This is a genomic window from Asanoa ishikariensis, from assembly GCF_900107455.1.
Classification (GTDB): domain Bacteria; phylum Actinomycetota; class Actinomycetes; order Mycobacteriales; family Micromonosporaceae; genus Asanoa; species Asanoa ishikariensis.
The window spans coordinates 463,377-482,508 of the sequence record NZ_FNQB01000001.1 but is presented as its reverse complement, the minus strand read 5'-3'; the positions used below and the strand labels follow the sequence as shown (position 1 = coordinate 482,508).

At 70.2% G+C, this 19,132-nt stretch carries 23 protein-coding genes and 1 pseudogene; 11 read left to right on the top strand and 13 right to left on the bottom strand.

The genetic code is table 11. From position 1 onward, the window contains the following. Positions 1 to 74: 74 nt before the first annotated feature. A complete protein-coding gene (gene mscL / locus BLV39_RS02365) occupies positions 75 to 524 on the bottom strand; it encodes a large conductance mechanosensitive channel protein MscL (RefSeq protein WP_090786568.1) in 450 nt (149 codons plus the stop codon). An 8-nt stretch (positions 525 to 532) separates the two neighbouring features. Next, positions 533 to 1,201 carry a FadR/GntR family transcriptional regulator gene (locus BLV39_RS02360; RefSeq protein ID WP_239084065.1) on the bottom strand — a complete coding sequence of 223 codons (669 nt, stop codon included), beginning with the start codon at positions 1,199 to 1,201 and terminating at the stop codon, positions 533 to 535. Positions 1,202 to 1,290: 89 nt separating this feature from the next. On the opposite strand from BLV39_RS02360, the gene BLV39_RS02355 reads away from it, so the two are divergent. Then, complete coding sequence (locus BLV39_RS02355; protein WP_239084083.1) at positions 1,291 to 2,553, top strand: CynX/NimT family MFS transporter; 1,263 nt, start codon at positions 1,291 to 1,293, stop codon at positions 2,551 to 2,553. Here BLV39_RS02355 and BLV39_RS02350 read toward each other — a convergent pair. Both BLV39_RS02350 and BLV39_RS02345 read right to left on the bottom strand, forming a co-directional pair. Continuing rightward, positions 2,550 to 2,909 (bottom strand): STAS domain-containing protein, encoded by a 360-nt coding sequence (locus tag BLV39_RS02350; RefSeq protein ID WP_090786564.1) that lies wholly within the window; start codon positions 2,907 to 2,909, stop codon positions 2,550 to 2,552. The genes BLV39_RS02355 and BLV39_RS02350 overlap by 4 nt on opposite strands. A 152-nt stretch (positions 2,910 to 3,061) precedes the next feature. Continuing rightward, a complete protein-coding gene (locus BLV39_RS02345; protein WP_090786562.1) occupies positions 3,062 to 3,628 on the bottom strand; it encodes an NADPH-dependent FMN reductase in 567 nt (188 codons plus the stop codon). A gap of 104 nt (positions 3,629 to 3,732) precedes the next feature. On the opposite strand from BLV39_RS02345, the gene BLV39_RS02340 reads away from it, so the two are divergent. Next, positions 3,733 to 4,209, top strand: a complete 477-nt coding sequence (locus BLV39_RS02340; RefSeq protein WP_090786560.1) for a MarR family winged helix-turn-helix transcriptional regulator — start codon at positions 3,733 to 3,735, stop codon at positions 4,207 to 4,209. On the opposite strand, the gene BLV39_RS02335 is transcribed toward BLV39_RS02340, so the two are convergent. Further along, a complete protein-coding gene (locus BLV39_RS02335; RefSeq protein ID WP_090786558.1) occupies positions 4,206 to 5,117 on the bottom strand; it encodes a D-2-hydroxyacid dehydrogenase family protein in 912 nt (303 codons plus the stop codon). The two genes, BLV39_RS02340 and BLV39_RS02335, sit on opposite strands and share 4 nt — an antisense overlap. Before the next feature lie 17 nt (positions 5,118 to 5,134). Here BLV39_RS02335 and BLV39_RS02330 point away from each other — a divergent pair, with 17 nt between their 5' ends. From BLV39_RS02330 to BLV39_RS02315, 4 genes are all read left to right on the top strand, one after another. Next, entirely contained in the window at positions 5,135 to 5,866 is a 732-nt protein-coding gene (locus BLV39_RS02330; protein WP_090786556.1) for a dienelactone hydrolase family protein, read from the top strand. Positions 5,867 to 5,897: 31 nt separating this feature from the next. Further along, on the top strand, positions 5,898 to 6,254 hold the full coding sequence (locus tag BLV39_RS02325) for a VOC family protein (protein WP_090786554.1): 357 nt from the start codon (positions 5,898 to 5,900) through the stop codon (positions 6,252 to 6,254). Positions 6,255 to 6,477: 223 nt separating this feature from the next. Continuing rightward, positions 6,478 to 6,981, top strand: a complete 504-nt coding sequence (locus BLV39_RS02320; RefSeq protein WP_090786553.1) for a SigE family RNA polymerase sigma factor — start codon at positions 6,478 to 6,480, stop codon at positions 6,979 to 6,981. After that, complete coding sequence (locus BLV39_RS02315; RefSeq protein ID WP_090786551.1) at positions 6,978 to 7,760, top strand: hypothetical protein; 783 nt, start codon at positions 6,978 to 6,980, stop codon at positions 7,758 to 7,760. The genes BLV39_RS02320 and BLV39_RS02315 overlap by 4 nt, the downstream gene beginning before the upstream one ends. Positions 7,761 to 7,885: 125 nt before the next feature. Here the strand turns inward: BLV39_RS02315 and BLV39_RS02310 are convergent, their stop codons facing one another. From BLV39_RS02310 to BLV39_RS45055, 4 genes and pseudogenes are all read right to left on the bottom strand, one after another. Next, positions 7,886 to 9,412 carry a hypothetical protein gene (locus BLV39_RS02310; protein WP_090786549.1) on the bottom strand — a complete coding sequence of 509 codons (1,527 nt, stop codon included), beginning with the start codon at positions 9,410 to 9,412 and terminating at the stop codon, positions 7,886 to 7,888. 1 nt (position 9,413) lies between these two features. Further along, entirely contained in the window at positions 9,414 to 11,456 is a 2,043-nt protein-coding gene (locus BLV39_RS02305; protein ID WP_143049612.1) for a hypothetical protein, read from the bottom strand. Between the two features lie 64 nt (positions 11,457 to 11,520). Further along, on the bottom strand, positions 11,521 to 11,916 hold the full coding sequence (locus BLV39_RS43930; protein ID WP_239084066.1) for a Rossmann-fold NAD(P)-binding domain-containing protein: 396 nt from the start codon (positions 11,914 to 11,916) through the stop codon (positions 11,521 to 11,523). A gap of 119 nt (positions 11,917 to 12,035) precedes the next feature. Continuing rightward, positions 12,036 to 12,620 (bottom strand): annotated as a pseudogene (locus tag BLV39_RS45055) (FAD-dependent monooxygenase); the annotation flags it as partial. A 75-nt stretch (positions 12,621 to 12,695) separates the two neighbouring features. On the opposite strand from BLV39_RS45055, the gene BLV39_RS02295 reads away from it, so the two are divergent. Then, positions 12,696 to 13,301 carry a TetR/AcrR family transcriptional regulator gene (locus BLV39_RS02295; protein WP_090786545.1) on the top strand — a complete coding sequence of 202 codons (606 nt, stop codon included), beginning with the start codon at positions 12,696 to 12,698 and terminating at the stop codon, positions 13,299 to 13,301. Here the strand turns inward: BLV39_RS02295 and BLV39_RS02290 are convergent, their stop codons facing one another. Beyond that, a complete protein-coding gene (locus tag BLV39_RS02290) occupies positions 13,302 to 14,720 on the bottom strand; it encodes a DEAD/DEAH box helicase (protein WP_090786543.1) in 1,419 nt (472 codons plus the stop codon). A 251-nt stretch (positions 14,721 to 14,971) separates the two neighbouring features. On the opposite strand from BLV39_RS02290, the gene BLV39_RS02285 reads away from it, so the two are divergent. The 4 genes from BLV39_RS02285 (at position 14,972) to BLV39_RS02270 (ending at position 17,575) form a co-directional block, all read left to right on the top strand. Then, positions 14,972 to 15,616 (top strand): TetR/AcrR family transcriptional regulator, encoded by a 645-nt coding sequence (locus tag BLV39_RS02285; RefSeq protein ID WP_204083009.1) that lies wholly within the window; start codon positions 14,972 to 14,974, stop codon positions 15,614 to 15,616. A 137-nt stretch (positions 15,617 to 15,753) separates the two neighbouring features. Then, the gene (locus BLV39_RS02280) at positions 15,754 to 16,758 is read left to right on the top strand and encodes an SEC-C domain-containing protein (protein ID WP_239084069.1); all 1,005 of its coding nucleotides are present in this window, start codon (positions 15,754 to 15,756) and stop codon (positions 16,756 to 16,758) included. A 59-nt stretch (positions 16,759 to 16,817) separates the two neighbouring features. Continuing rightward, positions 16,818 to 17,282, top strand: coding sequence for a hypothetical protein (locus BLV39_RS02275; RefSeq protein ID WP_090786538.1), 465 nt, complete (start codon positions 16,818 to 16,820; stop codon positions 17,280 to 17,282). Then, positions 17,279 to 17,575 (top strand): transcriptional regulator, encoded by a 297-nt coding sequence (locus tag BLV39_RS02270; protein ID WP_090786536.1) that lies wholly within the window; start codon positions 17,279 to 17,281, stop codon positions 17,573 to 17,575. Before BLV39_RS02275 ends, BLV39_RS02270 begins: the two co-directional genes overlap by 4 nt. Here BLV39_RS02270 and BLV39_RS02265 read toward each other — a convergent pair. Genes BLV39_RS02265 through BLV39_RS02255 form a run of 3 tightly spaced genes read right to left on the bottom strand, consistent with a single transcriptional unit; the run spans position 17,567 to position 19,126 of the window. Then, positions 17,567 to 18,073 carry a hypothetical protein gene (locus BLV39_RS02265; RefSeq protein WP_090786534.1) on the bottom strand — a complete coding sequence of 169 codons (507 nt, stop codon included), beginning with the start codon at positions 18,071 to 18,073 and terminating at the stop codon, positions 17,567 to 17,569. The two genes, BLV39_RS02270 and BLV39_RS02265, sit on opposite strands and share 9 nt — an antisense overlap. Before the next feature lie 22 nt (positions 18,074 to 18,095). After that, positions 18,096 to 18,443, bottom strand: coding sequence for a GntR family transcriptional regulator (locus BLV39_RS02260; RefSeq protein ID WP_275414339.1), 348 nt, complete (start codon positions 18,441 to 18,443; stop codon positions 18,096 to 18,098). A 56-nt stretch (positions 18,444 to 18,499) separates the two neighbouring features. Further along, positions 18,500 to 19,126, bottom strand: coding sequence for a TetR/AcrR family transcriptional regulator (locus tag BLV39_RS02255; RefSeq protein WP_239084070.1), 627 nt, complete (start codon positions 19,124 to 19,126; stop codon positions 18,500 to 18,502). Positions 19,127 to 19,132 lie beyond the last annotated feature (6 nt).

Below are 19,132 nucleotides of genomic sequence, written 5' to 3'. Positions count from 1 at the left end.
AGAGTATCGAACATACGTTCGACTGCACTGCCGGGGCGCCCAATCGGCGCAGGTCAAGCCCAAGTAACCGAGGGTTAACGCGAGGTCGGGGGGTTCTCCCGGCCGAGGGTCTCATCGAGGGCCGAGCGGTACTGGCCGGGGACGCGTCCGCCGGCGATCAGGGCGTCACGGATCTCGGTGAGCAGCTTGATCTCTTCGCTGGGTGCGGCGGGCGGGGGCTCCTCGCCGCGACGGCGGCGCTCTGCCAGCCGGTTCATGGGGAAGACGACGAGGAAGTAGAGGGTGGCCGCGGTCAGCACAAAGCCGATCACGATGTTGATGAACGCCGCCCAGTCGAAGACGACATGGTTGATCGTCGCCGTGCCGCCCTTGAGCCCACCGCCGCCGATCAGCTTGATGAGCGGTTCGAGGAACGACTTGGTGAACTGGGTGACGACCCCGGTGAACGCGGCGCCGATCACGATGCCGACCGCGAGGTCGACCACGTTTCCGCGCATGATGAAGTCTTTGAAGCCCTTAAGCATGGCTCACCCTATTCCCGAACCGGCGCCTCCAGGAACTTGCCCGCTTCGTGTGCCGCACGGTCGGCATCGCGGTCACGGATAGCTGCCACCAGTCGACCATGATCGATGTGTGTGCCGGCTCGCATCGCCGGTCCGACCGCGACGGCCACCGAGGCGCGGATGGCCGCGCCGACGGACGCGTACAACTCCGCCAGCATCGGGTTGTGCGCCGCGCCCACCACGGCGACGTGCAGGTCGGCGTCGGCCTCGACGAACACCTCGAGGTCCCCGGTCTCCCAGGCCGCGTCGCGGGCCACCAACGCCGCGTCGAGCCGATCAAGATCTTCGGGGGTACGCCGCAGCGCCGCCAACCGGGCCGCCTCGACCTCGAGTGCCCGCCGCACCTCGATGGTGTGTTCGGGATCGGCAGTGCCGAACTTGCGGGCCACGACGCCGGTGAGCTCGTCGGTCGACCGCACGTAGGTGCCTGAACCCTGCACGCCCTCGAGCACGCCGGCGTGGGTCAACGCCTTGACCGCCTCGCGCACCGTGTTGCGCCCGACGCCGAGCATCTCCACCAGCCGCGGTTCTGTGGGGATCTTCGTGCCGACCGGCCACTCGCCGACCCGGATCTGCTCGCTGAGCGCAGAGATCACCTGCTGCACCAGCGTCGACCGCGACAGTGTCATGCGTAACATCACCCCACCATAAATCGTCCCATGATTCTAGGCTGGTCGTCGTGAGCACCAGCGACACCACCCCGCCTGTCCAGCGCCGCCAACTCGTGATGGTGCTCGTCGGCATCGTGATTGTCGCGGTCAACCTGCGCGCGGTGGTCACCTCGCTCGGCGCCCTCCTCGACGAGGTCCGCGACGGCCTGCACCTCTCCGGTGCGCTGGCCGGCGTGGTGACCACGATCCCGACGCTCGCGTTCGCCGTCTTCGGCGCCACGACACCGTGGCTGGTCCGGCGGGTAGCGCCGGCCCGGCTCCTGGTCGGCGCGATGGCGTTGCTGGCCGTGGGCCAGCTCCTGCGGGTGCTCACCGACGCGCCGGCCGCGTTCATCGGGTTCAGCGCACTGGCGCTGGCCGGCATCGCGGTCGCCAACGTGCTGCTGCCGATGATGGTCAAGCAGAACTTCCCGGGCCGTCCGGGCCTGGTCACCGGTGCGTACACGGTCTCGATGTCGATCGGCGCCGCCGCGGCGTCCGCGACCGCCGTGCCCGTCGCGCACGCGTTCGGCTCCTGGCGGGCCGGGCTCGGCGTGTGGGCGGTGCTCGCCGCGATCGCGATCCTCCCCTGGCTGCCGGGCGCCCTGCGGCGCCGTCAGCAGGTGGTCCGGCGACCCGGACACCACCCGGGAGCCAAGATCCGGCCGGCACGCACCCGGATCGGCTGGTCGATGGCGGTGTTCTTCGGCATGCAGTCCATCGCCGGGTACGCCACCATGGGCTGGCTGGCGCAGCTCTTCCGGGACTCCGGCTTCACACCGTCGACGGCCGGCCTGCTGCTCGCCGGCGTCACCTTGTTCGCGCTGCCCTTCGCGCTGCTGATGCCCGCACTGGCCGGCCGGGTGCGGCGGCTGGCACCCGTGCTGCTGACGCTGACCTCGATGTCCGCGATCGCGTACGTCGGCCTGGCCGTGGCTCCACACAGTGGCGCGGTGCTCTGGGTCACCCTGCTCGGCATCGGGCAGACGGTGTTCCCCGTGAGCCTGGTCGTGATCGGTATGCGGGCCCGCACGCCCGAAGGGACGGTCGCGCTCTCGGCGTTCGCACAGAGCGTCGGCTACGTCCTGGCGGCGCTGGGGCCGCTGCTGGTCGGCATCCTCTACGAGGCCACCGGCGGCTGGGTAGCCCCGCTCGGCGTGCTCGGGGTGGCGCTGGTGGTGCAGGCGACGGCTGGTGTGCTGATCAGCCGGCCGGCCTTCGTCGAGGACGAGGCGCACGCACCCGGTGCGAACGGTCCGATCGAAGCGGTCGAGCCCACGCCCGCGGCCGTGCTGGCCGAGACCGGCCCGCTGGCGGAGCCGCTGCGCGAGGCCGCTTAACCCGCGGCGGGCTCTGCGGCGTCCGCGGCGACGGCCTCGTCGACGGTCGAGTAGGTGTGCAGCACCTCGACCAGGCCGCTGACCTCGAGGATCCGGCGTACGCCACGCTGCGGCGCGGCCAACCGGACAACTCCGTTGACGTCGTCGGTGCTGTTCTTCGCGCGGACGAAGACGGACAGCCCGGTGGAGTCGCAGAACGAGACGTCTGTCAGGTCGAAGACCAGGCGGGACAGGCCGCGGTCGAGCAGATCGGTGATCTGGTCCTGGAGCTGGGGCGCGGTGGCCATGTCCAACTCGCCGCCCACCGACACCACGACAACGTCGCCGCGCTGTTCCGTGCCCACCGTCAGTGACATGCTCGTCCTCCTGTGTCCGGGGGAACGGTACTCCACCGGACGGTGGGAGAGCACGGTTGGTCACCGCGCCGTGGACAGCGAGAGGCCCGGAGGCCTGCCGTGGCTGTGCTGTCCGTCGGCAGGCCCCCGGGCCAACTGCGCGTAGGTGCCGGTCAGGCGGCCTTGCCACGCAGCGGAGCGAGCGCCCGGCTCCACTCGACAACCTGGTCCAGGGTCGTGTGAAGTGCGTCGGCCTGGTGCTCGCCCGGCTTGAACACGCTGAAGTTCTCGAAGTCGTGGAAGAGCGAGAGCATGACCTGCGAACGCACGTCGGCCAGCTTGAGCTCGCCGGCCACGAGCCGCAGGTTCTCGACGGCGCGGGCGCCACCGACGGAGCCGTAGCTGACGAAGCCGACGGCCTTGTTGTTCCACTCGGCGAACAGGAAGTCGATCGCGTTCTTCAGGGCGCCCGAGGTGGAGTGGTTGTACTCCGGGGTCACCATCACGAAGCCGTCGAACGAGGCGATCTTCTCGGCCCACGCCAGCGTGTGCGGCTGCTGGTAGTTGCCCATGCTCGGCAGCCCGATCTCGTCGAGGTGCGGAAGCTTGTAGTCGAGCAGGTCGACAAGCTCGAACTCGGCGTCGGTGCGCTTGCTGGCGTGCTCGTGCACCCACTTGGCGACTGCCTCGCCGTTGCGGCCGGGGCGGGTGCTGCCGAGGATGATTCCGATTCTGGTCACGATGTGCTTATCCCTGCTCGTCGAGAGAAGGACTCGGGGTTAAGTCCTTGCTTCGTCAAGCAAACATACGAGCAGTTCCTTGCGCGAGCAAGTAAGCTGGTCGTATGCGTCCCGTCACAGAGCCCGCCGTCGAGCCCCTGAGCGCCGACGAGGAGGCACTCGTGCGCACGTTGGGGCGGGTGATGACGGTATTGCCCAAGCTCATCGACCACGACCTGCGCCAGGACGCCGGCATCTCGCTCACCGAATACAGCACGCTCATGCACCTTTCCGAGGCGCCGGAGAAGCGGCTACGGATGAACGAGCTGGCTACAGCCTGTGACCTCTCACTCAGCGGCATGACCCGCGCGGTGGCCCGCCTGGAGTCGGAGGGCTTCGTCCGGCGGATCCGCTGCGACGCGGACGGCCGAGGCTGGCACGCGGTGCTCACGCCGGAAGGGCTTGCCCGACTCGAAGCCGCGTACCCGACCCACCTGCGCTCGACCCGGCAGCGCATCACGGACAACTTCGCCGACTTCGACCTGGTGACACTCACCCAGGCCCTCGACAAGGTCGGCTGCCCCGGCTCGACGCCGGTCTAGAGCAGCCTGATCGGAGCGCCGGCGGCGTACGCGTGAATCGCCTCGACGGCGTCGCCGTACGCCGTCCGGTAGCCGGCCTCGGTCACGTACCCGATGTGCGGGGTAAGGATCGTTCTCGGCGCGCGCCGCAACGGGTCGTCGGCCGGCAGCGGCTCGATGTCGTAGACGTCGATGGCGGCACCGCCGAGCCGGCCCTCTTCGAGCGCGGCGACCAGCGCACCGGTGTCGACGAGCGGCCCACGCGAGGTGTTGACGAGGAACGCGCCGGACTTCATCAACGCGATCTCTGGAGCGCCCACGATGTTCCTGCTGCGGGCGCTCAGTTTGTAGTGGACGGTCACGATGTCGGCTTGGCGGAACAGGTCGGCCTTGTCGACGCGGTCCGGATGGTCGAGGTGCTCGCTCCAGGCGACCACCCGCATCCCGAACGCCCGCCCGACAGCGGCGACCTGGCTCCCGATCGTGCCCAGCCCGACGACGCCGAGCGTGCGGCCGGACAACTCGGTGCCGACGGTGGTCTGCCAACGCCCGGCGCGCAACGCCGCGTCCTCGGCCGGGATGTGCCGCACGAGCGAGAGGATCAGTCCCCAGGTCAGCTCGCTCGTGGACGGCTGGAACATCCGGGTGCCGCAGACCGTGACCCCGTTCACGGCCGCGGCCGCCAGGTCGATGGCGGCGTTGGCCATGCCGGTGGTGACCAGGAGCCGCAGGGCCGGCAGTCTCCTCAGCAGAGTCTCGGGAAAGGCGGTGCGCTCGCGCATCGCGACCAGAACGTCGAACGGCGCCAGGCGGTTGGTGAGCTCGTCCTCGCCGGCTAGGTGATCACCGAAGAAGGTGACGTCGAGCGCACCCCAGTCGGCACTGCCCGCAGCGGCGTCCTGGTAGTCGTCGAGCACAGCGATACGCATGGTGGCACCATGATCCCATGTGTTACGGAGACGAGGCCCGTCCGCCACAGCCGCCAAACCCCGGCCCGGTCGGCGCACACGGCCCGGTGGTGCTGAGCTCCCCCGACGGCACGGAGTTCGACGGCTACTTCGCACACCCGGAGTCGCCCACCGGCCGCGGCATCGTGATCTTCCCGGACGTACGCGGCCTGCATGTCTTCTACAAGGAACTGGCGGAAAGCTTCGCGGCGGCCGGCCTGTCAGCGCTGGCCTTCGACTACTTCGGCCGGACCGCGGGCCGCGGTGAGCGCGGCGAGGACTTCGCGTACCGAGAGCATGTCGACGCCCTGGCCTTCTCGGACGTCCGCCTGGACGCGTCGACGGCGTCGTCCTGGCTGCGCGCCCAGGGAGTTGGCTCGCTCTTCACGGTCGGCTTCTGCTTCGGCGGCGCGATGTCCTGGCGCCAGGCCGCGGCGAGCGACGACCTGCGGGGCTCGATCGGCTTCTACGGCGTGCCGTCGCGGGTCACGGACGTAGCGGACGAGATCACGTCGCCGCTCCAGATCCTGGCCGCGGGCCAGGACTTCACCCCGGTGGCGGAGGTAGAGCAGTTCGCGGACCGGGTCCGCGCACATGGCGCCGAGGTGCGCATGACGGTCTATCCGAACGCGGGCCACAGCTTCTTCGACCGCTCCTTCGGCCAACACCAGGCAGACGTCGAGGACGCCTGGCGGCAGATGCTGGCCTTCATAGCAGAAAAGACATCCTGACCAGGACAAAACGGGACTAGGGTACGAAGTCATGGCGCTGCAGACCCGCATGGTGACCTTCGACTGTGCCGACCCGGCGACCCTGGCCAGCTTCTGGGCGGCCGCCACAGGCCTAAGAGAGTCCTGGCGCCACGAGAACGACTTCCTCATCCTGGGCGAGACGCCGGGCCTGTGCCTGGGCTTCCAACGAGTCCCGGAGCCCAAGACGGTCAAAAACCGAGTGCACCTTGACTGGAGCAGCGACGGCGACCCAGCCGCGGAGATCGACCGCCTCCTGGACCTGGGCGCGACGGTCGTCGACCGTCAGAAGATGCCGCAGGGCTTCGGCTGGACAGTCCTCGCCGACCCGGCGGGCAACGAATTCTGCGTAGCAACCCCCACCACCTGAGACCACCCGGCGCCGAAAACGTCCCAGGGATCCCATGCGATCCGGGCCTCCGTGCTTTTGCTGCGTGACACCCGAAGCCCGGAGTTCGCCGTCGCGATGCCGCACGCCGAACGCTGCCTGGCCTCACCCATGACGGACCGGAACGCTGACGGAATTTGTCGCGGGTTCGGAGCAACCCTTCGGCGTCTCTGGTCGTCCTTGGTGGGCGACGAGGGGAGTGCCGATGCGCGAGTACGACGCGCTGACGGCTTTGGTGGCCGAACGCGGACCGGCGTTGCTTGCCACGGCGGCGCTGCTGACCGGCAGCCGTGCCGCGGGCGAGGATCTGTTGCAAGCCGCCCTGGAGCGGACGATGCGTGCGTGGTGGCGGGTCGAGGGCGACCTGGAAGCCTACCTGCGGCGCACCATGTACCACCTCGCGGTCGACTCATGGCGGGCACGCCGCCGCCGGCCGGAGATCGTCGTCCCGGTCGAACCTGAGCCGACCGCCGACAGCACCGACACCATCGCCTTGCGGGACGCCCTGGTGCGTGCCCTGGCCGACCTGCCGGTCCAGCAGCGTGCCGTGCTGGTCCTGCGCTACTTCGAGCAGCTCACCGAGGCGGAGGCGGCCACGGTGCTCGGCTGCGCCGTCGGCACCGTCAAGTCGAACGCGTCACGCGGGCTGGCACGGCTCCGCGAACTCACCGCGAACTGGGAAGACCTAGCGAATGGAGCGTCACGATGACAACCCGCCTGGAGGAAGAACTCGCGGAGGGCATGCGGTCGTGGTCGCACGGCCTGCGTCCCACCGACGGTCTGGTCGCACACGCCGCCCGGCAACACCGTCGTCGCCGCCGTCGCTCGCTGACCACCGTCGGTGCCGTTGCGGCAGTGGCCATCGCGGTGACGGCCACGCTGGGCCAGACATCCCGCCAACCGGAGATGCTGTCCGTCGCCGCGATCACCAAGCAGGCGTCCGCGGCACTTGCCGGCGACGACATCGAGCATTCCGTGTGGACCGCCACGTATGCCGACGGCGTGCCGATGTCGCAGGAATGCTGGCGGGATCCCGTCACCACGGACAGGCACTGCCGAACCCTGACCCCACAGCCCGGCGCGCGGAACAGCGAGACCTGGCGTGACGTGGAGAAGGAACCGTCGGGCGCGATTACCTGGCTGCACACCAACGTCGACCACACCGACCGCACGTGGACGACACGTCTCATGCGCTTCCCGGAAGGCGACTCGCTTCCCGAGACCCAAGACCCTCGCTCGTTGCTCGAGAGCGGGCTGTTCCACCTCGTCGGTGCGGAAGTGATCGACGGGAACGACACCCTGCACATCCGGCGGGAGAGTCCCGGCGCCACCGACGACATCTGGGTCGACGCCGAAACCTTCCATCTGGTCCGGACGGTACGCGAGTCGGACGGCCGGGAGCAGCTCGACTACGACTGGCTGCCCCGCGACGCCGCATCGCTCCGCCTGCTGGAACCGGTCGTGCCGGAGGGATACGTACGCCGGTGAAAAGTACGCCGCGCGACGAGCCGGTCCGAGAGGGTCTCGCGCAGGTCGTGGCAACCGTCGATCCCAAGCAGCTCGGGCAGCAGTTCCGGCTCGGTCAGGTACGCCCGGGACGCCCGCATCGATGTCTACGCCGAGATGCCGGCGTACGTCAGCCAGCGCTCCCTCGGCGAAAGCCGCAGCCGCACCTGGCCCGGCCCCACCAATCGCGCATCCGACAACTGCTCCAGCGTCCGCTCCTGGACCCGCTCCGCCACCTCGTTCAGCAACGCCTGTGCGTCCGCGACATCTCGTGGCGGCTCCGCCAGGAGCACCACCAACTTGGCTCGGCCCCGCACCATGTCGCCGCGACCAACCCGGGCCTGCGCGTATGCCACCTCCGTCTGCTCCGCATAGGCAGCCAGGTTCTGCTCCACCATCGACAGCAACAACGGCGAGCCCACCGTCCGGTTGGGCACGTCCCACCGCAGCCACAACGGATAAGGCACCCGACCAGTCACCGACGCCCCGGTCCGACGGCTCGAACGTGGATAAGAGCACGGCATAGGCGGGCTCAACGCCACCTTGTACGCCGCGACCTCACCATGGTCCGCCCCGACAGCGTCAAACGTCCGGCAGCGTTCCGCGATCAGCTTGACCCCGTCGTCCCATTGGCCCGACCACGCCGGTGCGGCCAGGTCGGCTCCTTCCGCCAGTGGCAGGACCAGGTTGACGAAGCCGATCTTGCGCACCGACGAGACCGCAGCGGCTAGGACGCCGACGCCGTTGGCGCTCAGCCGGGAGATCACGTCGGCCGCCATCCCTAGGCGGGCCGGGCCCATCACGCTCGCGATCATCGCGTGTTTGGGTAGGTGCATCGGGGTGTCCGGGAAGAGCCTCGCCCGCACCTGGCGGTAGCGCTCCCGGTCGAAGCCCCGGATCGTGAACCACTCGCCTGGCACCCGGTTGAAGCGGCGGTCGTTGAGCTTCAGACCTAGGCCGAACTCCTCCGCCAGGGCGACCAGGCCCTGTTCGAAGGCGAGCCGGGCCGTTGGCTCCTGGGGGTTCACCGCGACCGACACCCGCACGCACGGGCCGACCGCGTCCCGCAACCGCTCCAACGAGCCGTCACCCCGCGCCGAGATCTGTTGGTCGATGAACGGTGATACCGGCGTGTGCAGGTGCACGATCGGGCTTTGGCCGCGGGAGACCGCGAGTGAGCACGTCCGCGCCAGCACCACGCCTGTCACCAGGCAGTCGCGATAGGACGGTGCCCAGTGCGTGCTGTTGAGGGTGAGCAGGGCGTCGATCCGCCGGTTCGGCTCGTTCAGGAAGCCCGGGTTGGGGACCGAGAATCCGTCGTAGGCGAAGGTGTCCGGGTGGTCCGTCGGGCGCGGCGCGCCGACCTCGAACGGCGAGCTGAACACCGTCGCCGCCGCCGGCCAGGCGCAGACGGACATCGCGAGGCCCGCGACTGAGAACGTCCAGAAGTCACTCGGCCACTGGGCCTGTTCGTGCAGGGGTGGGTCGAGGTCCGGGAACGGTTTGATCAGCCCTTGAAAGCCCGCGCCGGCCGGCCCGTGGACCAGCCTGAGGCGCACCGAGGAGGCATCCGCGGCTGCGGCTTCGGCGGCGATTCTGGCCAGTTCCGTTGACCGGGACGTCCGCAGCGCCATGTCACACCTCACCACGTGCGTCGAAGACCGCGTCCGGGGCGTACGCCCGGCGGGGCCGAGGGGCAGTCGCCGTGAGCCAGTGCGGCAGGCGGTCGGACCAGGGCACCGGGTTTCGGCGCCGGGCCCGGCGCGCCAGGAACTCCAGCAGGCAGCACACCAGGATGAAGCCCAGCACCGCCACGCCTGCCTGGAGGGCGCGAGTGATCGCGTGGTCCGTGTGCACGGTGCCGGCCGCGATGGCCAGGCCCGTGGTCACCGCTACGGAGAGGAACGCGATCGTGCGCTGGAACTGGCGTAGCTGCCCGAGCACCGAATGGGTGCTGGGCAGGTCGAGTCGCGCGATCAGCAGGCCCGGCACCAGCAACAGCACCGCGACGACGGCGTCGGCCTGTGCCGGGACCGAGTCGGGCACGATGCGGCCCGAGTAGAGCCACTGTGGACCGCCGGTGAGCAGCGTGCCGATTCCTAGGACGACGAGCGCGAGTCCGACCACCATCCGGGTGATGCCCTCGATCAGGGCCGGCGCCTCGTCCGCCAGCGACAGATAGGCGACGGCCCGCACCGGCGCCGTCGAGTGTGGACTCAGGTCGAGCGGAGGGTGGCGCCAGTGCGCGTGTGCGCCGTTCTCGCGTGGGTCGTTGTCGGTGGTGATGTCGTGGCCGAGCTGGTAGTCGCGGATCCCGGCGGCCAGGGCGGGCAGCGCCTCGCCGGCGAGCGGGCCGCGTGCGAGATGGCGCATGCTGTCGGCGGAATAGTGCGCGGCGAACGCGGCCAGGACCGGCACGGAGCAGTCGCCTCGACCCAACGCGGCGACGACCTCGTCGGCACCAAGAAGGGCAGGAGCGGCCACACCCAGCGACCGGTGCCGTTCGGCCATGTAGCGCCGGTAGTTGGTCAGGTCGGTCAACCGCCGGCGGCCGACCTCCGCGAGCCGGGAAGCGATGCCCTGAAGCTCGAGCTCAAGCAACTTGCGATGCGGTTGCTCGCCAACGCCAACGCCGGCTCCGGCGCTCGCCGACGCCAGCATTTCCACGTCCTGCCTCAGCGTCTGCACGAAGTCGTCGTCGACGTCGCTGGACAGCACGAACCGGCGGACGCTGACCTCCTCGTTGACCTCGACCGTCAGGTGGTACGCGCCGACAGACCGGGGAATGGCGGTCTCGTACTCGACCACGAACTCGCGGTTGACCGGCAGCAGGCTCTGCACGAGCCGCTGGATCGGCGCGCGCGGGCGCCGGCCTGGCAGCAGCGGCGCGTCCCAGGTCAGGAACCGGCGCGGGTGGGCGGCATCGAGCAGCACGACCAGCATGTACTGGCTGCACGCCAACCGGAGCAGATGCGCGAACGGCAACCGGGCGTCGGCCGGCCACAGCTCGTCGAGCCCGGCCAGCGCGAGGTCGCGCACGGCCCGAGCGTCGACCTCGCGCCCGGGTGCGCCGGAAAGCGCCGGCAGCAGCGCGTAGTCCAACGGCGTGCGGATCCCCGTCTCGGGCAACGACCCCGCGGTCACTAGCTCGGCGATCGCCGCCTCGAGCAGCCAGCGGGATCGCTGGTGGGTGTGCCGGAGCTTGTGCACGACCGTGTCGCGGGCGGTGACGTCCGGGTGCGCGTCGATCAGCATCGACAACAGCCGCACGAACGCGGCCGCGGTCACCCGGTTTGAGTCGCGGTGGGTGAAGCGAGGCACCACCGCGCCGGTCGAGTCCTTGACCACCACCGGCGCCAGGTCGCTGCGGCTGTATCGCGAGACGGGTATCCACAGTGAGGAGCCGGTGGTAATCCGTCTGCGCTGTGCTCCGGCGATCGCCTGGAGGTCGACGTCGACGCTGACCGAGCGGGTCATGTGGCCACGGTCGATCAGCGTCAGGTGCTCGGCCACCCGCGGTACGTGCTCGAGGCGCAGCGAAAGGTCCATCAGTGCGAGACCGAGGGCCGCCTCCCGCTGCGTGTACGTGGCCGGCGCCGACGGCACCGGAAGCGTCTCGATCAGCGCGCGTAGGTCGCGAAAGGGATCGGCCGAATCCGGTCTTTCCGCGACTCGCATGGCTGGCCTCGCCTTCGGTGCGTCTGTCGCCAACCTATGCGACGCCGACAGTGACGGCTACCGATCAAGCCGCCCGCTGTCGAAAAGCGGACACGCTGCGCGCGGCCAGGTCGCGGGTGGCGAGGCCGAGCCGGGTTTTCGGCACCAGCAGGCCCGCGGCTCGGCCGACGCGGCGCTGTTTCGGCGCGACCAGCTTGCGGTGCGTCGACTCGTAGGCGGCGAAAGCGTGCGACGGGTCGGCGGCCAGCGCTGCCGCCAGCGTCGACGCGCCCGCCATGGCCAGCGAAGAGCCGTCGCCGAACAGCGAGACGCAGGACGCGGCATCGCCGAGCAGCGCGACGCGGCCCCGGGACCAGGAGTCGAGCCGGACCTCGCTGACCGCGTCGAAATAGAGGTCGTCGGCCGCCACGAGCCGGTCCAGCAACTCCGGAACCCGCCAACCCGCGTCCGCGTACGCCATGGTGATGACTTTTTGTGTTGATTTAGATCGCGGTGGTCGAAGCCAGGCACGGGCGCGGACCGGAAGATGAAGGCGGCCAGGGCCGCGCCGCGGGCCGGGTGGATCGACACGAGCCGGCCCGGAGTGTTGTGCAGCAGGACGTCGGTGCCCTCGTCCGAGCCGAGCGGCAGCGTCGCCACGTGCAGGCCGAGGTGGCGGACGAACGCCTGCTCGGGACCGAACGCCAACCGCCGCACCGTCGAGTGCAGACCGTCGGCGCCGACCACGAAGTCGAACCGGCGAGCGGCGGCGCGCTCGAAGGTGACGTCGACGCCGCCGTCGTCCTGCGTGAGCCGCGTGATGGTGTCGTCCCAGATGAGCTCGGCGTCGTCGCGGACGGCGTCGAGCAGCACCGAGGCCAGGTCGCCGCGAGGTAGCTCCACCTCGTCGCCGCGGGTGGCGGGCATCGGCACCCGGGCCAGGCAGCGGCCGGTGGCGTCGACGAGCCGCATCGCGGTGGCCTGGGTCGCGGCCGCACGGAGCTGGGGAACGACGCCCATCCGGTTGGCGACCGCCCATCCGGGGCCGCGCACGTCGACGGGGTTGCCGCTGGACCGGGGGCCGGCGCCGCGCTCGACGAGCGTGACGGCGAAGCCGTGGCGGGCCAGCCAGTAGGCGAGGGTCGGGCCGGCGACACCGGCACCCGAGATCAGCACGGAGGTCATGCCCTCGACGTTAACTGCACTCAGTGCGGAAATGCAATGGCTGCGATTTTGCAGTTGGTGCGATAAGCTCCGCGCATGTCTCTTCGTGACCGCAAGCGTGTCCGCACCCGTCAGGCGCTGGTCGAGGCGGCGACCGCCCTGTTCGAGCGCGACGGCTACGACGAGACGACGATCGCCGACATCGCGGCCGCGGCGGAGATCGGCACTCGCACGTTCTTCAGCTACTTCCCCAGCAAGGAGGAGCTGCTGTTCCCCGAAAGCGACGCCCGCGTGCAGGCGGCCGTCGACGCGATCGCCGATCGCAGGCCGCACGAGAGCCCGGCCGAGGTCCTGCTGCGGGCGCTGCACCGGGTCGGCGACGACAGCGACGACCTGTCCGGTCGGCTGGCGGCGCTGCGGTTGCGCTACATCCGGGACATTCCGGCGGTACGCGGCCGCGCGCTCCAGATTCAGACCGACGCGCAGGGCGAGATCGCGCGGCACCTCGCTGCCGCGTTTCCCGAACAGCTCGACGAGGTTGGCGCGGCCGCCCTGACCGGCGCGTTCGTCGGTGCGATCACCGCCGCCTTGCAGGTGCTCCTAGCCGATGTTGATCGGCTCGACGACCCGGCTGCCGTGCAGGCGGCGGTGCAAAAGGCGACGGATGTCGCCCTGCGCCCGTGGGCCACGGGCGCGCCGTGATCAGCGGCGACCGACCCGGCTGCGGCTGGAGAAGGTCGCGGCGTTGCCGCCCCGGGAGCCGGCGGTTGATTGGCCTTGGCCCTGGCCACCCTGGCCGGTGCGAGCCGGCTTGGCGGCACGGGCCGGCGCAGCGTCCCGGGTGGGTTGCGGTGCCCGGCGGCCGGGGGTCCGGCGCTGCCGCGGCATGGTCTCCCGCTCGGGGGTCGGCGGCGGGTTGACGAACGTCCGCTCGCCCGGGGCCAGCTCCGCCAGGAACGGGTCGCCAGGGCCCAGCCGCGTCGTCGTGGGCCGGATGCCGGCTTCGCGGGTCAGTTGGCGTACGTCAGCGACCTGGCTGTCGGTCATCAGGGTGATCACCATGCCCGAGGCGCCGGCGCGGGCCGTGCGACCGGAACGGTGCAGGTACGCCTTGTGCTCGACCGGCGGATCCGCGTGGATGACCAGCGCGACGTCGTCGACGTGGATGCCGCGGGCCGCGATGTCGGTGGCGACCAGCGTCTGCACGCTGCCCTCGGTGAAGGCGTTGAGGTTGCGGGTACGCGCGCCCTGTGCGAGGTCGCCGTGCAGCTCGACGGCCGGCACGCCACCGGCGACGAGCCGACGGGTGAGCGCCTTCGCGCCCCGCTTCGTGCGGGTGAAGACCAGGGTGCGGCCGGGAGCCGAGGTGAGATCGGTCAGCACCGCCAACCGGTCGTCGTGGCGCACGTGCAGCACGTGGTGGGCCATCTTGACGACCGGCGACTTCGCCGAGTCGACGCTGTGGGTGATCGGGTTGTTCAGGAAGCGCCGAACCAGACCGTCGACCGCGGCGTCCAGCGTCGCCGAGAACAGCATGCGCTGACCCGTCCGCGGAGTCTGGTCGAGCAACCGCTTGACCACGGGCAGGAAGCCGAGGTCGGCCATGTGGTCGGCCTCGTCGAGCACTGTGATCTCGATCGCGTCGAGCCGCGCGTGCCCGTTGCGGACGTGGTCGTCGAGGCGCCCGGGGCAGGCGACGACGATGTCTACGCCGTTGCGCAGGGCGGTGATCTGCGGACCCGCGCCGACGCCGCCGAAGATGGTCACGGTACGCAGGGAAAGCGCCTTGGCCAGCGGTACGAGTGTCGCCTCGATCTGGGTCGCGAGCTCGCGGGTCGGCGCCAGGATCAGCGCGCGCGGCCGGCCGGGCCGGCGCTGCTTGTTCTCGCGGGCGAGCCGGTCCAGCAGCGGCAGGACGAAGGCGTACGTCTTGCCGGAACCCGTGCGACCACGCCCGAGCACGTCGCGGCCGGCGAGCGAGTCGGGCAGCGTGACGGCCTGGATGGGGAAGGGTGCGGTGACGCCGGCACGGGCCAGCGGCGCGATGAGCGCGGCCGAAAGCCCGAGGTCGGCGAACGAGGGGGTGGAGCTGGGCAGTTCTTGCGGGCGGCGTGCCGCCATGTGGATCTCCGAACGTCAAGGGGGCGTGCGGTTCGGCGCGGACCGGGGGCCTGCGCGCCGCTGACCGGACGCATATCACGGCCTCCGCGGCAGAGCCGTCGGGGGCCGTCTACACCCAATCTACCCGATCTTCCGCTCAGGCGTTCTGGTAGCGGCCACAGGAGCCCCAGCTAGCGCTCGCGACCCACCCCTCGTCAGAAGCGCGCGCGTCATACTTGGTCGTCGCCGCCACCAGGATGGGAACACCGGATTTGACCGCGCAGCGCCGCAAGAACACGTCCGTCGGACTCGACGAGAGCGAGATCCTTCAGCGTGGCCTCGAAGCGTTCGCCGAGCTCGGGTACGAGGCGACCACCATGCGTGAGCTCGCCCGGCGGCTGGGCGTGAGCCACAACTTCATCCACGACCGGTACGGGTCGAAGTCGGCCTTCTGGCGAGCGGTGGTCGATTTCGCCCTCGCCGGCGTGCAGGAGGAACGGGATGAGCTGCTCGCACGGCACTCCGACGACGCCGATCGGCTCGAGTGGGTGGTCCGCCAGCTTTACCGGATGGCCGCGGCGGCGTCCGACCTGAACCGGTTGATCGCCGACGAGTCGACCCGCGACTCGGACCGCCTCGACTACCTGCACCGGCTGTTCATCAAGCCGTTCTGGGACAGCATCGAGCCCACCGTCTCGGCGCTCGCCCAGGTCGGGAAGGCGCCGGACGTGCCGTCGCACGTCCTCTACTTCGCCCTCATCGGCCCCGCGCTGGCGCTGGCCCAGAACCCGATCGTCGACCGGATCGACCCGGCCGCGGCGCCCGTCGCCGAGCAGGACCGGGACCGGATCGCCGATGCCCTTGCCGACGTGGTCCTGCGTGGCCTGCTGCCGGAACCACCCGCGTCGGCTCTCTAGCACTGGGTTTCGTGCGGTTCCGAGCAGTCCTATGTCGACAGCTGCGCTGACCGGATTGGGACGTGGGGCGAGCTATGAGGCGTGGGTAACAGGTGATCCTGCGTCTTCGTGGCCCGCAACCGACGTACCGTGAAGTTGTGCTGACAAGAGACGTGCTCACGAGTGCTGACCTGGAAGAACTCCGCCGCACGGCGCTGGGGACGGCCGATCCCCTGGGCGTGGCCGCGGACCTGGCGCTCGCCGTGGAGGAACGCCGGCTGGCGGACCAGGAGGATGCCGGGTTCGCGCTGACCCTGGCCGCGGAAATCGCCGAGGTGCGGGCCCGACTGGACGCCGCGCTGTCGTACGCGGACCGGGCGGTTGCGGCCTATCCCGAGGACGACGCTCCCGGCGCTGCCTTCGCCCGCGCGCTGCGCGCCCGCATCCTGTTCCGGGTCGGCGGCCACGACGACGAAGCTCTGGCTGTGGTCACCGAGTTGCGCCCGCTGTTGACCGAGCAGCCCGACGCGCCTGCCTACGTGAGCGCGGCGCTGGAGGCCGGCGGTCGCACGGCGGTGGCGGAAGAGTGGCTGAGCTCGGCGGCCGAATCGCTGATCGCCGCTCGCGGGGAACCGGCTTCCCTCGCTTCCGACGAAGCGCCGGGGGTGCTGTTCTTCCTGCTGCAGCAGCGACACCGGGTACGTCGTGATCTGAACCTGGCGCACGACAAGCAGGACGACCTGGCGGACCGACTGGAGGCGCAACTGTCGCGCCGGGCGGCCGAGCCGCAGTCCGCGGAGGCCGATCTGGTCTTCTTCGCTCAGCCGGAGTTCGACCGGCTGCTGGAGTCCGTGCCCGCGCTGGCGGAGGTCTACGGACCGGACTGGGACGGCCACCGGGCGCGGTTGGAAAAGCACCTGGTCCGCCAGGCGGACGCGGGCGGGGCGGGCCTGAGCGTGATCCGGGCGTCGGCCGACGGGCTGGCGGGATTCGCCCGGCAGCACGGCGGGGAGCCGACGGACGCGGAGATCCGCAGCCGGTACGCGACCGAGTTGGCGGCCCAGCCCGGCGCGCACATCCCGTGGCCGCCGGCGCGCAACGAGGTCTGCTGGTGCGGCTCGGGCCTGAAGTACAAGAAGGATTGTCTGCCCAGGTCACGCTAACTTTCCGCTTGCACACTTTCCACTTGCAAAAGTGGAAAGTAGTTCGTAGTGTCTCGGCCATGGAGATCGCCGAGGCGCGGGAGCAGCTTCGGGCCGTCGAGCGCGCCTCGGCGGCCCCGTACGTCCAGTACCCGCCGAGCCCGTGGTGGTACGCGCCTGCCGTCGGCGCCTGGGTGGCCGGCATCGTCGCCACGTTCGTGTGGTGGCGGGTCAACGCCGCGTTGTTCCTTGCCGCGCTGGGTGTGCTGATCGCGCTCGAGCTCGTCTTCGTCTTCTGGGCGCGGCGGCGGCACGGGGCCCTGCCCTTTCCCGGGCGGGGCCGGCCACCGTCGGAGATCGCGGCCGTGTGGCGGAGGTATCTGATCGGCGCCTTGGCGATCGTGTCGTCGGTCGCGCTTACCTGGTGGCTGACCGGCCCCCTGGTGGCGGCCGGGGTGGCCTTCGTGCTGGTCACCGGCGGAATCGCGGCTTACGAACGGCGTTATGCGCGGGCGGCGACCGAGGTGCGGTCGAGGCTGTCGTGATCAGCGGCCTGGACCCGGTCATCCACGCCCCCAAACGCCTGGCCGCGATGGCAATCCTGGCCAACGCCCCGACGGCCTCGTTCCGGTTCCTGAGGGAACAGTTGGACATCGCCGAGTCGGACCTGTCGAAACAGATGTCCACGTTGGAGTCGTCTGGCTACGTCACGTCGGTCAAGGGCGGGCGCGGGAAGGGCGCGAGCACTACCTACAAGATGACGAACGCGGGCCAGCAGGCGTACGAGGCGCACTGCGCGGCTTTGCGTGCGTTGATCGACGGGGCGTTGTCAGGCTGACTTCGCCTCGCGGATGATCGCGACGGCGGCGTGCGGGTCCGGCACGGTGATGGTGACGCTTCGGCCGGTGTGCAGCACCAGCCGCAGGGCCGATCCGGTCCGGACCGCGTAGTAGGTGTGGCGAGGCGTCCACCAGAAGCCCAGGGACAAGCGCCACAGCGAGGGCTTCAGGTCGATCACCTCGACGTGCTCGACCTCGTCCAGGCGGTAGGTGTGGCGCGGCCATCCCAGGAGCCCACAGTGGACGGATACCCCGTTGGGTCCGGCCGCCGTCCGGACGCTCAATCCGGTCAGTCCGGTGACGACCAGGGCGACGGCGGCCACCAGCAGTGGAATCGCGGGTCCCGCCGGGTCGAGCCAACTGCCGCGAGACAGGCTTCCCAGGACGAGCAGCGGCACCAACAAGGCAGCGCTGCCACCCACCACGAAGGGCCAGTTCGTCGACCGGCCGGTGTAGATCGAGTACCGGCCCGGCCCGGGCAGTGCGGATGCTGTCATCGGGCGCCGTCCTTTCGATGTGTCACGTCAGCTTCTCGATGAGCCGAAGCAGGTCCTGTCGTCCTAGGCCGTGCTGGCGAGCAACAGTCACAAGCCTCTGAGCCGCCTCGGTAACGGGGACAGGCTCGGTGACGGCGGACGCGACCCGTGCGCCGCGCCCCCGGCGAAACTCCAGGACGCCGTCGTCGCGGAGTTGCCGGTAGGCGGCCAGCACCGTGTTGCGGTCGACGGACAGCGCCCCGGCCAACTCGGCCGCCGGCGGTAGTTGCTCACCAACAGCAAGCTCTCCGGAAGCCACACCCCGACGAACACAAGCCACGATCTGAAGGGGCAAGGCCTCGCGCGAAGAGTGATCAACCGTCCATCTCATAGTGCTAGTATTATTAGCACCATCTGGCAGGGGCGGTCAACAGCAGTGGGTCCTTCTCACGTCAGAGCGGCGGCGACGCTCTCCACGAACCATCGCTCGAACTGTTCGGTTGACCAGCCGCGCTGAAGGACGAGCCAGTCGTAGTTGCGGACGTCCTGGGCGAGCCACAGCACGTCGGCGGCCTGTTCTTGATCGATCCGCACCTCGCCGGTCTCGGCCAGGTCCGCGGCGAACATCAGCATGCCGTGGCGGCGTTCCTCGAGATTCTTGCGCCAGATCGCTGAGGCGTCGGCATCGGCGGTGGCCGCTCCGGCGAGTGCCAGCATCACGCGAGCCTGCCGGGCGTGGACCTCCGCGAGGTGCCGAGCGAATCGGGCGAGCCTGGGCCGCAGGCCGGTCAGCCCGCGAATGTCGGTGACGAACGACCGGTTCTGCATCGCCACCCGCTCGTCGTCGCCGGCCAGGGTGACGTCGACCAGGTCGGAGAGCAGTTGGCGCTTGTTGCCGAACACCGCGTACACGGTCTGGATGGCGACGCCGGCCTCGGCGGCGATGGCGGTCAGCGGAGTAGCCGCATAGCCGGGGTCGACGAACAACTTGGCGGCGGCTTCGAGGATCGCTTGCCTGGTCAGCCGTGCCTGCTCCTGACGCCTCGGCGAGACATACCGGCGGTTGACAGCCACGGGGGC

Bases quoted from the DNA above. Each gene is read 5' to 3' on its own strand.
- mscL (WP_090786568.1), bottom strand. From the start codon at position 524: ATGCTTAAGGGCTTCAAAGACTTCATCATGCGCGGAAACGTGGTCGAC.
- BLV39_RS02360 (WP_239084065.1), bottom strand. From the start codon at position 1,201: ATGTTACGCATGACACTGTCGCGGTCGACGCTGGTGCAGCAGGTGATC.
- BLV39_RS02355 (WP_239084083.1), top strand. From the start codon at position 1,291: ATGGTGCTCGTCGGCATCGTGATTGTCGCGGTCAACCTGCGCGCGGTG.
- BLV39_RS02350 (WP_090786564.1), bottom strand. From the start codon at position 2,909: ATGTCACTGACGGTGGGCACGGAACAGCGCGGCGACGTTGTCGTGGTG.
- BLV39_RS02340 (WP_090786560.1), top strand. From the start codon at position 3,733: ATGCGTCCCGTCACAGAGCCCGCCGTCGAGCCCCTGAGCGCCGACGAG.
- BLV39_RS02335 (WP_090786558.1), bottom strand. From the start codon at position 5,117: ATGCGTATCGCTGTGCTCGACGACTACCAGGACGCCGCTGCGGGCAGT.
- BLV39_RS02330 (WP_090786556.1), top strand. From the start codon at position 5,135: ATGTGTTACGGAGACGAGGCCCGTCCGCCACAGCCGCCAAACCCCGGC.
- BLV39_RS02325 (WP_090786554.1), top strand. From the start codon at position 5,898: ATGGCGCTGCAGACCCGCATGGTGACCTTCGACTGTGCCGACCCGGCG.
- BLV39_RS02320 (WP_090786553.1), top strand. From the start codon at position 6,478: ATGCGCGAGTACGACGCGCTGACGGCTTTGGTGGCCGAACGCGGACCG.
- BLV39_RS02315 (WP_090786551.1), top strand. From the start codon at position 6,978: ATGACAACCCGCCTGGAGGAAGAACTCGCGGAGGGCATGCGGTCGTGG.
- BLV39_RS02310 (WP_090786549.1), bottom strand. From the start codon at position 9,412: ATGGCGCTGCGGACGTCCCGGTCAACGGAACTGGCCAGAATCGCCGCC.
- BLV39_RS02305 (WP_143049612.1), bottom strand. From the start codon at position 11,456: ATGCGAGTCGCGGAAAGACCGGATTCGGCCGATCCCTTTCGCGACCTA.
- BLV39_RS43930 (WP_239084066.1), bottom strand. From the start codon at position 11,916: ATGGCGTACGCGGACGCGGGTTGGCGGGTTCCGGAGTTGCTGGACCGG.
- BLV39_RS02295 (WP_090786545.1), top strand. From the start codon at position 12,696: ATGTCTCTTCGTGACCGCAAGCGTGTCCGCACCCGTCAGGCGCTGGTC.
- BLV39_RS02290 (WP_090786543.1), bottom strand. From the start codon at position 14,720: ATGGCGGCACGCCGCCCGCAAGAACTGCCCAGCTCCACCCCCTCGTTC.
- BLV39_RS02275 (WP_090786538.1), top strand. From the start codon at position 16,818: ATGGAGATCGCCGAGGCGCGGGAGCAGCTTCGGGCCGTCGAGCGCGCC.
- BLV39_RS02265 (WP_090786534.1), bottom strand. From the start codon at position 18,073: ATGACAGCATCCGCACTGCCCGGGCCGGGCCGGTACTCGATCTACACC.
- BLV39_RS02260 (WP_275414339.1), bottom strand. From the start codon at position 18,443: ATGAGATGGACGGTTGATCACTCTTCGCGCGAGGCCTTGCCCCTTCAG.